Here is a 15582-nt window from a genome sequence, read left to right on the forward strand (position 1 = left end):
TAAGCTGTATATAAAGTAAGACTCAAAATCCTAGGGATTTCCGAGTGGTCAGGTTAAATTATGCCCAATTGGTGAGCAATATCTTGCTTGTACTTTTCAAAAGGTTCATTGTTTGACTCAAAACATTCTTTGCCAAAAAGATCTTTTTTTATTGAGTGTTCATCTCTTTTTAGTAATGTGGCAATTTCTTTAATTTGCGAATCAGAATAGATTTTTCTTTTTTGTACCATATCATAGGAAATATTCTTGTGATAATTGTATCTGCTCTGTAACCTGAATATGGATATGAAATCATCAACATTTTCAATTTTTGATAAATTTGATAAATTAACATCAATATCTTCTAATTTTTCTATTCTTGAATTTTTACACTTTAATTTGAATTTTATCAAGTTATTAAAATTATAGTCTTTCGAGCTGGGAACTATATTTTTTAAATCATCATTGATGTTAAATTCTTTTGTGAGTTTAAATTTTGAATTACAAGAGTAACAACATGGTACGAGATTAAATAGCGAAAGGGATAAAAAAGCATTCGAATTTTTTGGTAACACATGATCCAAAGTAAAATGTTCATTATCAAAATCTTCTTTATACCCATCTTTTAATTTCTGAACTATTTCAGTACCAATTTTAGGAAATAAAATCTTGATATCCTTTTCATAAATAAAACTTGATTTTCTTTTTTTTGAAATGTGATTTGTTGCAGATTCACTAATAATTGTTTTTAATATCTTGTTTGGAGCATAATTAATCAATTCATCAATAGAGGAATATTTATCGTTAAAATTATTAACGTATTCGATATTACAGTAAAAACAACTTTTAATATTTACATTCTTTCTTGTTAAAAAATCTGCTATCTCTCGTTGTAATTTCGAATATAGATAGTCTTTTTCTTCATTTCCAATTCTGAATAATTGATTAAGATTATTTACATTGTCTTTTGTTGTGAATTCCACCAACTCACAAAAATCTGCTGTAAGAAGCTTTTTTAAATTCCAAGAAATATCTATTTTTTTGATTTCCTTGCAAATTTCAATATGATTAGAAATTTCAGTAGAAATACTATTAAAATATTCATTCAAGAAAGTTTGTTTTTCTATTTCTGTTGTAAAAGGATAGTTGATTTTTCTCATTCAGTTTGCTTTTTTAATTTTTGAATTTCTTCCAAACGAGTATTTAGTCTCTCTTCTTCTACATCTAAATAAGTTTTATCTCCAAAACGAACTTGTAACTCATCCAAATGATTATACAAAATAGCCCGTATATAATCTTCACCAATTAATGTTATAAATTTATGATACCATTCTATTTGAATATCAAAATCCTCTGGCTTATCAGTTTCATCTTTATTTTTTTCATAGTACTGTAAAAACTTTTGGATTTCGTTCTTGACAAAGGCACCTTTTGTATCTGTAATAAAGAAGGCATCAGTGAGCATTTGGTGCACGTTTTCACCAAATGTATTATCGCCCTTGTAAGAACTTGGTCTTGATTTACCATTTTCATCTACCTCCAAAAATAACACGTTTTGCTTGGGAATATCAGATAGTATGAATGGAGAATGAGTGATGAAGAGCAGGTTAAGATTTTGATATAAGTTCTCTATTGAATTTAGAGCTGTAAGCAAATCATTTATAAACTTTCTCTGAAAATCTGGATGGGCATATAATTCTATTTCATCAAAAATAATATTGACATTGTTGTAATGTATAAGCTCTTTTCTTTTTTCTTCACCATGTTCATCTTCTTGATTATGATTTTGAACTGATTTTAAATTTCTTAAATGATAAATTACCGAATGAATACTGTATAATTTTTGTTTCTCTCCAGAACTAAAATTATCAAAATGATTATTTGAAGGTTCTTCAGCAAAGTAGTAATTAACTTTAAATATCGAGGGCAAAGATTCTTTGATTGAAAATTCATCATTAGAAAAATGTATAATTGCAGGTAAATCCATTCTTGATTGCTTCCACGACTGATGTATCTTTACGTACAGTTCACTAATCTCCAAAAGCTTTTTATTTGTATCTTTTTCAAATAAATCGTTTTTATCTAAATATAAATATCTCAAGAAGAATAAAGCTTGTCTAAGTTTATCTGTATTATGGCTAGAATCCTGATCAATTGCTTTAAAATAATATTTTAACTTTTTTCTATTTTTAATAGAGTATTTACTTCTTGTAATTGAAAAATCATAATGCTTAACTTCAATATTATAACTTTCAAAACAATCTTTAAATTCCTTATAAACTGAATAATGCCGCATTCTTATCAGTTTAAAAATGATATAATCTCGTACAAAAGGATAGAAAAAATGATCTGTATTTATTTCTATTATCTCATTTTCATAAAAAATCGAAAAAATTGAGTTTAAAATTTTCTGCTTGTCTACTTCTGAAATATCTAACCATTGGTTTCTATTTTCTTCACTATTCCAGTCATGCCATGCTTCTGATTTTGCTTGGTTAAAACCAGTAAATTTATCTTCGTTTAACTCAATACTCACATACTTAATTTCTTTTCCCTCTGAAATATTACGTAAGGCAGAATCTTGCAGGATATTAACTAAAAATCGTGATTTTGAAAGTTCCTTTTCGGAATTGATGTTAATATTTCCCTCTTCTCTCATCGGATTAATTACCACGGGTAATTGGTAACCGTCATTTTTATGAAAAACCCCTTTTAACCATTCTCCTGATTCTAAAGCATTATATCCGTAATGCGAATAATTGATAACCATGGTATAAAAAAAATCTTGAAAAAAATGTAGTTCTTCACGACTAATTTTTAAATGTTCTATTTCTTGCCCAGATTTTAAAACTTCTTTAGAAATATCAAACTTCTCTTTTATAAATATATTACTATTTTGGTGAAAGTCTGTTATTTTAACCTCATCGTCTTTCAATGTAATTTTTCTGATTTTTTCTTGGACATTGGTTCCAAAACATTTTAACTCTCCATCATTCATTGTACAGGGTTCAGCTTTATGTATAATAAATATTTCAACATTAATGTCCTTTAAATCCTGTACTTTGCTATTATTAAATTTGGTAATTAAGTCATTTTGTCTATCTTTATTAGCATCATAATAGAGATTTTCAGCTTCAATAAAATCATGTTTTATTGCCAATGACATTTTTACAATAGAAGCTACTAACAATTCCACCAATGCGCTTTTGCCACTTCCATTTTTACCTACTATAGCAGAGATGTTAATTTTTGTTTTTAAATCTCCTTCACCTTGATAATATAAGTCCTTAGGCACTGTTTCATCATATTCAATAGAAGTAATATTTCCATCTATATCTTCAACAAATTTGTAATCATTATAAAATTTATAGAGTTCATTTGGGGTCAAGTTTTTAAGAAATTTTGGATTACAACCACCCAGAGGTCTAATTGCTAAAAGTTTAAAGCTCATGTTTAATTTGTTTTTTAATTAACCGTAGCGATTTCATAGTTTATTCAGTCTTTCAGTGCTTTTTGTTTTTGTGAAAAAAGTTGTGAATACAAGTCTTACAAATCTTTCGATTTAGATAATCCACGGCTATTAACTTCAACACAATCATTATAACTTAAATTTTCAAAATATAAAGCGAAGCTGTAATAAGGCATTAGGCGATAAAATTCATGAAGTGATTTGTTAAAAAATTCGTACAATTCATCTTTATTTTCTATTATACTTGAAATTTTAAAATATTGTTCTTGCAATCTTCAAATAGTTCATTGATTTCAATGATAAAAATACTTTTCGTTTCATAAATTATTATTTTTGACAATTCTTATAATGTTAGCCTACAAAATTTAGATTGACCATGATATTTTATTAAAATCATTTAATAACTTTTGACTTGCTACTTTATCTATTGAATGTATAAAACAAATGTGACCATATAGCCAATCATGAAATTTCAGAGAATTATAAGTCGGAAATTGTTCAATATTTTTTAGTAGGTGATTTTCTACACCATATTTCCTGCAAAAATAGATATGTCGAGCAATTTTTTTTCGATATTTTTTAGAGGTATGAACACCATTTGTTACTGTTAAACCAGTAACATATTGTTTACTGCCACGATGCATGTAAGTTATTTTATCCTCATTAATATAGAAATTTTCCTCTTCAATAATTTTTCGTATTAGATTTAAAGGAGGTAAGGTACCAATATGATTAATTGAAAAAGTTAAATCATCAGCATAACGTGAATAAGAAAATTTTAATTTTTCACCCAAACCTTCAAATCTCTTGTCCATTTTAGTTGCTACTATATTTGCTAGTGTAGGACTGCTAGGTGCACCTTGAGGCAAGATTGGAGGTTTGAATTCTAAGTAGTAGGATAGAATTTTTTTGTCATTTTGATTAAAATCAGACCAATATTTATCATGATGTTCTGCGGTACAAAGTTTTGCTAATGAATATGCTAAATTTTTGGCATACCCAATTTTCTCAAAAACACCGTAAATTCTTTTCTCAGTAATTGTGTCATAGAATTTTAAGAGATCAACTTTTAAAATTATTTTTGCATTACTATGAATAGAAGCGTTATCATGTATTGAAATACCAGAACGAAAACCTTTACATGATTCTGCTAAGGGAACTTTACTTAAAATATTAAATAGTAGCCATTTCTGAATATATTTTAAATCCTTGTGAGGAGCCATAATTTCTCTGTAGCTCCCTCTTTTTTTCTTGATGAAAAAATGATTATATTTTTTGAGCTTAACTCCTTCATTTTCGTACAAATATCTGCTATTTTCATTTTCGCCAATCAGAGCAGTCAAAAAGTCTGATTGGATACCAATAGCCATTGCAAGATGCTGGATTGAAAAAAAAACTGGATAATCTCTATCTTCTAAATTGTGAGCATATTGAACACATTCCTCAATAAAATTCTGTGTTCGACCTTCACTATTTGCATTTTTAATAAATTGTTCAAAGGGGAATGACTTCATAGTTACTTCTTACTTGGGTGTATGATATGTATTCTTCTTGGAGAATTGTTATTGGAAGGAATCCGGCGGCTGCAATGATAATTTTTCAAGCAGAATGTAGACCAATATTGGTACTAAAGGATCCTTAAAATCTCTCGGCACAAGGCACCGAGAATATCTGTTTCCAGATAACATAGCTAACTTTTTAGGTCAGCCCTTTGAACATTTGTGGCAAATATAAATGTTTTTTAATTGTTAAATTATTTTCTGTCTCATTTCTTATCTTTTCACTTTTGGTAACCTTATTTAATTCTAAAAGTAATGCTTTACCACTATTGGTTATTGATTTGTAATCATTTGTAACTAGACCCTTATTCCTTAATTCAATAAAAATGTATTTTAATTCTTCTCGTGTAATGCCCAAAATTTGACAAACATAAATGTTTTCATAGCTTTTATTTTTCAGAAATAGAACTGTAATTGCTGCTTGATTCTGTTCACGCATTCTTCTTGTAGTCTCTTTCCTTCTATCAGGCATTTTATCAATTAGATTAATACCTGAATTAATATTTATACCTAATTTTTCACAAATGCTCAGGTAATAATTTATTTCTTTTTTGAGTTCACGAGCTTCTGACATTCTTACATCTACTTTTCTAGGATATAAAGCTTTCCACTCTTTAGTTTTCCCCCAAATTAATGAAATAGTATTGTTGGGAGTACCATGAAAAAAAGCAATTGTACTTTCACTGTTTCCATATCCAAATGGTAGGAATTGATTTGGTGGTCTGTTTACTATAATTTTCTTTCCATACTTATTCACAATATTTTTGACAGATTTATATGTGTTTTTTGAAAATGCTTTGTAAGGTGAAAAATTTTCATCAAAAAGCTTATGTCTAACTTCTGAAACAATTTTGATTTTAGAATAATTTCCTTCTATCTTTTTCTTTCCTTCATTCATAATAATTGCAGAAAGTAAATAAATTTTCTCAATATTATTTTTTAATATCCAATCTTTCACACCAGAACCTTCAAATTCATCACAAAAAGTCTTACCACTTCCGATAAAGTCATCTAAAAAAATAATATGTTTATATTGTTCTGAATCTTTTATGTATTTAAAATCGTGAGTAAGTAATATATTCGCTTCTCTTCGCTTAAATGCTGATGTATTTCGAAGGGGATAAGTAACTAAGGTTCCACTTTTGCCAATTTTACCATAAGGAAAAATGATTATCTTATCTTCCTTGGGTATTTTCTTAAGTAGTTCTTTTAGTAAACTATCTAAACGAAACATGAATTCAGGAAAACTAATGTATTCAAATATTCTAAGAATATCTATAGCGAAAGGCACATCAGGGCCATCAAAATTTTCTAACCACTGTATTATTTTAGTTGGATACAAGGAATATTTAAGACGAGGTATTAAAAACTCAATTTGTCGAATTGAATCCTCCGTATATTTGTATGTGCTACCCATTTTTTAAAATTAATTAATTTTCCTCCTCATAAAAAATTTTATAATATTTTCTTCCATTTTCATCAATTCCTTGTGTTATTAAGTCAGCATTACCGTGAATATAAATATGAAAATTTTTATCTAGCTTCAATACATTTTTAAAAACTCTTGCTTGTTTTTTTACAGCCTGGGTTGAAATATCAAAGTTATCATATAGTTCTATTTCATTTTCTTGTCTATAAGCTTGGTCAAAGGTTCGGAATGACTCAATCAAACCTTTATCTTCAAAAACCAATTCTTCAAATTCTTGTTTATCAAAACTTCCATGACTTTTAAAATAATCCACAGAACGATTTAAATAATCAATTTTATCTGCTTTGCTGATTTTAAATTCTTCATCTAATTGTTTTGTTACAAATTGTTTAGCAATACTTAAAAACTCATTTGTTTGATGATAATCATTTTTAATTGGCTGAATTCCTAAAAATTCATCTTTCCAATATTGTGCTTCTGAACTTCTATTAGTATTGTCGACAACAGAAATTAAAAAGCCACTCTCTTTCCCAGCATTAAAGATTAGGCATCCTTTATCTAATTTATTTGTGCTTATTCCATTTTCATCAGTCAACTCAAATCCATTTTCCCTTTTATTTACCTTAAGAACCGTGTCTTTATTTTCTGATTTGAAAATGCCAATACAGTCAACTATTTCATCATTAACTTTACAATCATTGAAATAGATTACACATAACTCACCACTTTTTATTTGTGGATGAGTACTCTTATCATACAAATATCGACCTGTATTTTGTGATTGTTCAATAAATGATTCTTTGTTTTTAAAAATTGAACTAACAAATTGATAAACAGGGTTAAGGTCTAAATTTGGAACAAAAAAGAAGTGATACAATTCATCAAACTTAAAGCTATTATTTGCCAACTGTTTGATATGCTCTTCAATCTTATCAAAATCAGTATGAATATCAGAAAAACGTACACCATCTCCATTGTTCTTGTTTCCAATATAATGGACTATAAATTTATTAATTTCCCCTAATGTTATATTTTGCATAGTTAGTTATTGTAAATCTCATTTGGAATTAATCCTTTCCCATCAATAAATTCATCTACTGTATGAAAGTATGATAAGTTGTTGTCTATCCAATATTCTTTGGATGCGTGTTCTACCATAATAATTTGAAAATGCTTATTTTTTTCGACATTGATATAGCCAACAAAGGAATTCAATAATTTAAAAGCATCAAGTAGTTTTGCTTTATCATCATTTTTTCCCTCGTAATATGGCGTACTTGGTTGGTCAATAAATAAGAATCCTGGTATGTGGTCTTGCTCGATATTTAATACGTGTTCGTGTAATCCCAGATAAAGACATAAATGCATAAACATATAGTTTGAAGCACTTCCAACATTATCTAATGGGAACATCTCTCCATCAGGAATTAGTTGTAAAATCATTCTTTCACTACTAAATTCTACTCGACTATTATTGTATTTTGCTAAAGAACTTAGTTGGTTGAAGTTTCGTTGAATACTCTGATTTAACAGCGTTTTCATTGAGAATTTTATTTCTGATGTCTCTTGTGGTACTTTTAACAATCTTTCTTTTTCTTCATTCAAACTATTTAGTTTGATTGTATCAATGGGCTTAACTATTTCCTTTTTAAGAATTTGCTCATACGCATATTTGATTTCTCCAAGCACAATAAATTTTTCTCCTTCGGAGTGATAATTTTTCTTAATCTCGTTAAGTTGAGTTATTTGTTTGTCAATTTCTTGAATTTTTACTCGTAAGTCCTTTGCATCACCAGTGACTCTTAAAGGTTGTACGATTCTTTTGGAAAGGTTTGCTTTAATATTTTTTAAAGAAGACTCTAAGGATTCTACAAATAGCTTTGTCTCGTAAGAGTTTACTAATTGGTCAGATAACTTTTGATTTAAAAACTCAATTGGCTGTAAGCTATCTGCAGATTTATTCAAATTTTTTTTATACAAATCATATTCTCTTTGGTACTGATTTATAGCATTAAGCTGTGCATATAAATCGCTTTTGTTCTTATATAGAATATTAATTTCTGAAAACAGTTTTGAATTCTCAGCAACCTTTTTTGTATTGGCAATAATATCTTTAATTGTTGATATTGCATCATCTACCTTATCGAAAGAGTCAGAATATTCAATGAAATTATGTGCTTTGCATTTTTCAATCAAACTGAATATTTCTGTTTCAAAATTTTTGATTTTATTTTGATTACCTTTTTCTTGATTTTGAATTGTTCTCAACCCATTTTCTATTTCCTGTAAACGCTCAATGGCTTTAATATTTTCCATATCGTTTACACCTATAACCAAATCAAAAATATGGCTCAAAGCATTATCATATTCTTCTTTTCCATAAAACGTGGTGTCAAAATACGTTTCTGGTGCATCAATAATAGTTTGCGTTAATGAATTAAATAGTAGAAAATGTCTGTATGAAATATTGAAAGTTGTTTTTCCTGAACCTTTTCCAAACGGAAATCTTAAATTATCACTAATCCCAAATTCTTCATCTAAAATTGCCTTTATTTCTGCGATTTCTTTATTGTTTGTAGGTTTGTCAGGAAAAGAACCTAAAGCGAAAAAAACATCTGCAGAAACAGAGCCGTTACTTGGTGTTTTCCGCACTATAGAAATTTCTTTGCCATTTATAGTAAAACGAATTCCAAACCATAAAATCTTTTCTATGATTTCAGTTGGAACTGTTACTTTGCTTGATAAAAGGCAATAATCAATAATATTCCAAAAGCTTGTTTTGCCTGTTGTAGAATCGCCAGTTATAACATTTACCTTGTCAGGTAAAAATTTATAATTTTTGGGTTCAGTATTCTCATCCTTAAACCAAAGTTTTATTTCGTGAAGTATGAATCTCATAATTGTACTTTTAGGATTTTGTAAAGTTGAGTGGTAGAATGTTTTTCTATCAATGACAAAAATATTGGAATAACTTCCAGTATTCTATCGAATCTGTTACCTAAAATTTTATTCTCAAAATCTAATATAACATTTGCCACGATTTCATTTCCTATACTAATTTGATTACTAGTATTTAAAAGGGTTAAAGAATTTATTGTTACTGGTAATAATGATAAATATCTTTTGTTGAATGATGCAAATAGTCTTGATTGCTCTTTAATCATATTGTCTAATTCGGTATCAGGATTTTTGGATAAATAACTGACCGTTCTATCATCAAATAAGAATGGTAAAACCAAACAAGAACGAGCTATATCCAACATATCAATTTTATTCAATATCGCTAAGAAAATGCAACTTGCAATTGCTTCATTATTATAAACATAGTAGATTTCTTTCATTCTTTTTTGTATTTATTGCCCCAATCAAAATGCCAACCTATTTCAAGTTTATCAGATAGAGCATAGTAGTGTCCATTACTAAATTCAATGCCTAAAGCTGAAAATCCTGGTATTGACAAGTCCTGTTTTCTAATGTAGTCAACTAACTCAACGCCTAAGTTTTTAATATCATCTTCTAAAATCTCACTAGATGAGCCATTACTTATTTGACGTTCAATTTGTCTGTATTTTGCTTTAAATTCATTTATCCATATCTGAATACTGTTACTTTTGAATTCTTCTATATCTGTAAGCAAAATAAAGTTTTCTTCCTCAGACCAATATGTGAAATGATTTAAAAATTTAAGCATTTGAGTTGTGTAGTTCCTAATATCGTTTGAGCCTGTTTGTATTTCGCCTATGTCCAGTAATTGCTTTATGAAAATCTGATTTTCTAAATCATCAGGTAATAATACAGGAAATTCTCTTTTAGGCAGTGGGCGGATCTCAGCAGCAATCTTAAAGCATTTACCAAAACGTTTCCCAAATTCATCTCCCGATATTTCAAATTTTTCACCAGCTTTTATATCTAAATACTTTGACAAGTTTAATTCAGATGAAAATTTTTCAAAGATTGGATCAACTAAATTTTCTTGATAGTATTTTTCAAGTATCCTTTTCCTAATCTTTTCAATTATTTCGTCTTCATCTGTTTCTATCATTAGTTTCGTCAAAAGTAGGCTAAGCTTACTTTTGCTTAATTTGGAAACATTTTTCAAGTATTTTTTTAGTGTTTCGTCTTGAGTTTTGTTTCCCAATTCATCTATTTTCGACTTTATGTTATCAAAATTATTATCTAATTTGAACGAATTAAGTGCACTTATAAAATCATTGTTGCTTTCACTTTTATTGGTTACAAAAATAAATGTATGTTTTTTAAGAAAGTCTGAACTTTTATCTACATTAATAAAATCAACCCAATTGCTTAGAGTTTTCCATAAGTCCACATCCAATTCAGTTAAATTTTGTGGATTGCCCTTTGCGTTTTTTATGACTGTATGTTTTGCCTGATATAATATGGTTGTTCCATCTTCCTTATCAATATGCACATCATCCTTAACTTCAAATCCTATTTTCTCCCCGAATTTGAGGTCGAGTGCTAAAAGCATAAAATAATAAAATTGATAATCAAACCCAATCAATTTTGAACCGGCAGTGTGTTTTGAGATTTCAGAATTTAGTTCAGTCATTGAGAGTTATAGTAATAAGTTGTAAGTGTAATATATATTAATACACTCCTTAAAGAAGTATTATGAAATTATAAAATTTCCATTAATGTACTAGAAAAATTAAATACAAATGTGTCTGTTATATTTAGAATTTATACTGCCTGCTATGAGTACTAATAAATTGAAATTTGTGTAATGGTTTTATCATGGTTATTTTAAAACATTAAAAATAATTAATTTTTCACATAATTTTTATGGCTTTCCATAAATAGCAAAGATAAAAACCAGTATAAAATCCAATATCAGTATTTTCACTGAATTTATTAACGACTACAAATTTTGTATACTTAAGAAAAAATCCCAACCCTTGTCAAGGTTTACATATAAAATTTACATTATTTCCCCATGTACTTCTGTACCGCAGCAGCAGTTCCAAAAATATTAACCGCTTCTTTTAACTTTTCTTTGGTAACACCAAACTTGTTTGACCAGTATTCCAGCTCCCAAGTTTCGGTCACATTTACTTTAGTTGCATCTTGAGGTCTTCTTTTACTTAAATTATCGCTCATAATAAATAATTTTTGGTTCGTAAAGTAAATGTAAAGAGGTTTGATATTATATCATTACGGTTTTCCGTAAAATGAAAAATCCCAACTTTCGTTAGGATTTTCTTCTATTATGATTTTTAAATTCTTTTTGTAATTCTTTAATTCCAATTTGAAGTTTTTCATATTCAATGTCAGTCAACTTAGTAAACAAACTTAATATGTCAATTTTGAAAAAATTACAAAATTTTACGATACTTTCTATAGTTGGATTAGTTTCTGCTCTTTCAATTCTACCAACTTGATTACTAGACAGATTAATCTCATTGCCAAGTTGCAATTGCGAAAGTTTACCTTTCAATCTATGAAATTGAAATATACTTCCAATTTGAAATTTTAATTCTTCTATTTCCCATATATACATTTAGTAAATTTTGGGAATTCTATGATTTTTCATAAACACATATATGTGTTGTATATAATTTTTTATTATATTTGTAAAATAAGTTATAGAAATGTAACTTTGCGATACTTCAAAGAATATCAGAAGCTATTGCTTAGAATCTTGTATTAGAAAACTGGTAATTTTAGAATGCACAAGACGATAAGCAGAAAGCTCACGACCTAGGCGTGGGCTCTCTTATCTTGTGCAAAGGTATACCAGTACCCCTAATACTGATAATGTAGAGTCTCATGCCGTTTTTCTTTCAATGCAGTTCGCTCTATCTACATAAAATCTAAGCCCGCTTCCTAAAATATAGTATCAGATTACACGATACAATAGGAGGGTACAACCTATTGCGGCTTTAAATAGCTCACACGGGACACAGATTTCATTCATATTAAATTCTTTCCGGTGCCCTGCGGTCACTGCTTCAGATCCTCACCAGTCCTTTTTCATACCAAAGGGCATCAGGAAAGTCTTTATCCATCGATGAATCCATCACATTAATTACAAAAAATAAAAAAACAAAAAAGCTCCTTCCCATACAGTTTGACGACACAGGGAAAGAGCAGATCAGTAATTAATTTAACGATTAAAAACCTTTTACAAATCTATGAAAAATTCCTATTACAAGATAGGAGGTATTTTCTTTGGCCTTATGTTGACCGCTTTCAGCAACAACACAAAAGCCCAAACACGCACCATTTCCGGTACCGTTACTGCATCAAACAAACCTTTACACGGAGTAACCATCTCCCAAGAGGGAAGCGATCAGGTAACGACCACCAGCGAAAACGGAACCTACACATTACAGGTTTCAGCAGAAAATCCCATCCTATTGTTCAGACATCCTGATTATGCTGAAGAACGAATCTCAGCCACCAATCAGACCGTCGTCAATATCAGCTTAGAACAAAAAGTAAAGGGAATCGAAGAAGTTATTCTCAACGCCGGCTACTACAAGGTCAAAGACAAAGAAAGAACCGGTAGCATCGCCAAAGTTTCAGCAAAAGATATAGAAAATCAACCCATCACCAATGTCCTGTCTGCCGTTCAGGGAAGGATGCCTGGGGTAAGCATTACCCAGAATTCAGGAGTACCGGGAGGCGGATACAACATCCAGATCCGTGGAAGAAATAGTTTGCGTACCTACGCCAATAGTGAGATCGATGGCAGCCAACCACTTTATATTGTGGACGGCGTGCCCATTGGCAGTGGTATGACCTCTACTTATGGAGGCAACATCCTCTCAGATTCGAATCTGAATCCCCTGAGCAATATCAGCCCCAATGATATTGAAAGCCTCGAGATCTTAAAAGATGCGGATGCCACGGCCATCTATGGTTCGAGGGGAGCGAATGGAGTAGTGCTTGTCACGACGAAAAGGGCCAAAAAGGGTTCACTGGGACTCACCTTCAATTCATCATATGCGCTCAGCAACAGCACGTCCAACCTCAAGATGATGAATACCGAACAGTACGTGGCCATGCGGAAGCAGGCCTATGCGAACGACGGTATTTCGACTTATCCTGCCACAGCATATGATGTGAATGGAATCTGGGATCAAGGCAGATATACAGACTGGACCAAAGAACTGTTGGGAAAAACGGCAGTGACATCCAATGTTCAACTGTCCTTATCGGGAGGTGGAGAAAAGACCTCATTTCTGATAAGCTATGGGCATAACGAGCAGACGACCGTATTTGCAAAGGACTTCCGATATAAGACCAATACGCTTTTAGGAAATATGGCACACCGTTCTGTGGATAACCGGTTCAATTTCAATATGTCCACTTTGTTCTCAAAGTTGGAGCACAACATCATTAATCTTGACAATACCAGCTCTGCGATCACGCTTTCTCCAAATGCACCATCCTTATACGATGCTACAGGAAACATCAACTGGCAAAACAATACCTTCGATAATCCACTGGCTGCCTACAATAGTACCTATGCCAATGATAATATCCAGTTCATGAACAATTTCACGGCTGGTTATGAGCTGCTGAAGAATGTACAGGTCAAACTCAATGGAGGCATCAATTACCAGACCTTTAATGAGCTATCGTTACAGCCGAATACCATTTACAACCCATCTTTAGTTATCGGTCCTGCCAACTCCCGGGCCTTGCAGAGTAACAAAAGCCGTTTCTCCTATACCTTGGAGCCTCAGTTGAATTGGAATTTCAAAAGAGACCGGCATCAGATAGACGTGTTGGTTGGAGGGACTTATCAAAGTGATCTCAATACCCAGGGTGCCATTCAGGGATACGGGTTTACCAATAACGCTTTTATCCAGAATATTTCTGCCGCAACGACGAAATTGATCTCAGACCAGATCAGTACAGAGTACAAATATATGGCAGCTTTCGGTAGGCTAAATTATCAGTTTGACCACCGCTATATAATTAACATCACCGGCAGAAGGGACGGAAGCAGTCGTTTTGGCACCAACCGAAAATTTGCCAACTTCGGGGCTATCGGAGCGGCCTGGCTATTTTCGAACGAGAGCTTTCTAAAGGACATTCCCTGGCTTTCTTTCGGAAAACTCCGTGCAAGCTACGGTTCATCGGGAACAGACAACATCGGCAACTACCAGTACAATGACACGTACATTACCTCAACGTTAGGCTATAACAATACCACAGGTCTGGTACCCTCCAAACTGTTCAATCCTGATTTCAGTTGGGAAAAGACAATTAAATTGGAATCGGCCCTTGAATTGGGATTATTCAAAGAACGACTTAATGTTACAGCATCGTTTTACCGCAACCGCTCTTCCAATCAGCTGGTGGGTTATCAGCTGCCTTCTGTAACAGGATTCTCATCAGTATTGGCAAACCTCGATGCAACGATAGAGAATACGGGCTGGGAGTTCGAATTATCCGGACGGCCTTTCACAGGTGCTTTTAAGTGGGAAACCTCCATAAACCTCAGTATTCCGAGAAACAAACTAATTTCATTTCCGGGTCTGGAAGGATCCACCTATGCCAGTTCCTATGTCATCGGCCAATCGGTCAATATTGTAAAACTGTACCATTTGGAAGGCATCAATCCTCAAAACGGGCAGTATGTCTTCACTGATTATAATGGTGATGGGAAGGTCAGTTCACCCGATGACAGGCAGGTCGTGAAAAATATCGGGGTCAATTACTTTGGCGGGTGGAACAACAATTTCAGTTATAAAAATTGGTCGTTCTCCTTTCTTCTTCAGTTTGTGAAACAACAGAGCAGGAATTATAATTATTTGATGTCCTCTCCCGGATTGATGCGCAATCTGCCTGTGGAGGCACTGAATGTCTGGTCTGCCGAAAATCTGGACGGCCAGTATATGCCGTACCATACGACCGCTTCACCATTGCACAGCTTATTTCAGATGAGTGATGCCACCGTTTCCGATGGCTCATTTATACGGTTAAAGAACATTCAGCTGACCTACCGTATTCCTCTGGAAGGAAAACTGATCAGAGACGCCAGAATATATTTCCAGGGACAGAACCTCTACACAAGGACGAAATATTTCGGAATGGATCCTGAATTTTCATCGATAGGCTTCCTTCCACCTTTAAAGACCTATTCTTTTGGGATGCAGATTAACTTTTAAAAT

General features: G+C 31.6%; 11 protein-coding genes. 1 reads left to right on the forward strand and 10 read right to left on the reverse strand.

Translation table 11 applies throughout. The features are described from left to right. Window positions 1–53: 53 nt before the first annotated feature. The 10 genes from ACED20_RS01025 to ACED20_RS01070 form a co-directional block, all read right to left on the reverse strand. Window positions 54–1139 carry an HNH endonuclease gene (locus ACED20_RS01025; protein WP_288446092.1) on the reverse strand — a complete coding sequence of 362 codons (1086 nt, stop codon included), beginning with the start codon at window positions 1137–1139 and terminating at the stop codon, window positions 54–56. Further along, window positions 1136–3430, reverse strand: coding sequence for a hypothetical protein (locus ACED20_RS01030; protein WP_288446091.1), 2295 nt, complete (start codon window positions 3428–3430; stop codon window positions 1136–1138). Before ACED20_RS01030 ends, ACED20_RS01025 begins: the two co-directional genes overlap by 4 nt. Before the next feature lie 383 nt (window positions 3431–3813). Beyond that, window positions 3814–4962, reverse strand: coding sequence for a reverse transcriptase family protein (locus tag ACED20_RS01035; RefSeq protein WP_288446090.1), 1149 nt, complete (start codon window positions 4960–4962; stop codon window positions 3814–3816). A 184-nt stretch (window positions 4963–5146) separates the two neighbouring features. Beyond that, window positions 5147–6424, reverse strand: a complete 1278-nt coding sequence (locus ACED20_RS01040; RefSeq protein WP_288446088.1) for a hypothetical protein — start codon at window positions 6422–6424, stop codon at window positions 5147–5149. A 13-nt stretch (window positions 6425–6437) separates the two neighbouring features. Continuing rightward, a complete protein-coding gene (locus tag ACED20_RS01045) occupies window positions 6438–7475 on the reverse strand; it encodes a nucleoid-associated protein (RefSeq protein WP_288446086.1) in 1038 nt (345 codons plus the stop codon). A 2-nt stretch (window positions 7476–7477) separates the two neighbouring features. Beyond that, a complete protein-coding gene (locus ACED20_RS01050) occupies window positions 7478–9334 on the reverse strand; it encodes a DUF3732 domain-containing protein (protein ID WP_288446084.1) in 1857 nt (618 codons plus the stop codon). Then, window positions 9331–9777 carry a three component ABC system middle component gene (locus ACED20_RS01055; RefSeq protein WP_288446083.1) on the reverse strand — a complete coding sequence of 149 codons (447 nt, stop codon included), beginning with the start codon at window positions 9775–9777 and terminating at the stop codon, window positions 9331–9333. Before ACED20_RS01055 ends, ACED20_RS01050 begins: the two co-directional genes overlap by 4 nt. After that, the gene (locus tag ACED20_RS01060) at window positions 9774–11006 is read right to left on the reverse strand and encodes an ABC-three component system protein (RefSeq protein ID WP_288446082.1); all 1233 of its coding nucleotides are present in this window, start codon (window positions 11004–11006) and stop codon (window positions 9774–9776) included. The genes ACED20_RS01055 and ACED20_RS01060 overlap by 4 nt, the downstream gene beginning before the upstream one ends. 374 nt (window positions 11007–11380) lie before the next feature. Continuing rightward, window positions 11381–11554 carry a DUF3606 domain-containing protein gene (locus tag ACED20_RS01065; RefSeq protein ID WP_288446080.1) on the reverse strand — a complete coding sequence of 58 codons (174 nt, stop codon included), beginning with the start codon at window positions 11552–11554 and terminating at the stop codon, window positions 11381–11383. A gap of 91 nt (window positions 11555–11645) precedes the next feature. Beyond that, a complete protein-coding gene (locus ACED20_RS01070; protein WP_288446078.1) occupies window positions 11646–11954 on the reverse strand; it encodes a helix-turn-helix domain-containing protein in 309 nt (102 codons plus the stop codon). Window positions 11955–12588: 634 nt separating this feature from the next. On the opposite strand from ACED20_RS01070, the gene ACED20_RS01075 reads away from it, so the two are divergent. Continuing rightward, complete coding sequence (locus ACED20_RS01075; protein ID WP_288446076.1) at window positions 12589–15579, forward strand: SusC/RagA family TonB-linked outer membrane protein; 2991 nt, start codon at window positions 12589–12591, stop codon at window positions 15577–15579. Window positions 15580–15582 lie beyond the last annotated feature (3 nt).

This window comes from Chryseobacterium sp. sg2396, from assembly GCF_042610505.1.
Taxonomy (GTDB): Bacteria; Bacteroidota; Bacteroidia; order Flavobacteriales; family Weeksellaceae; genus Chryseobacterium.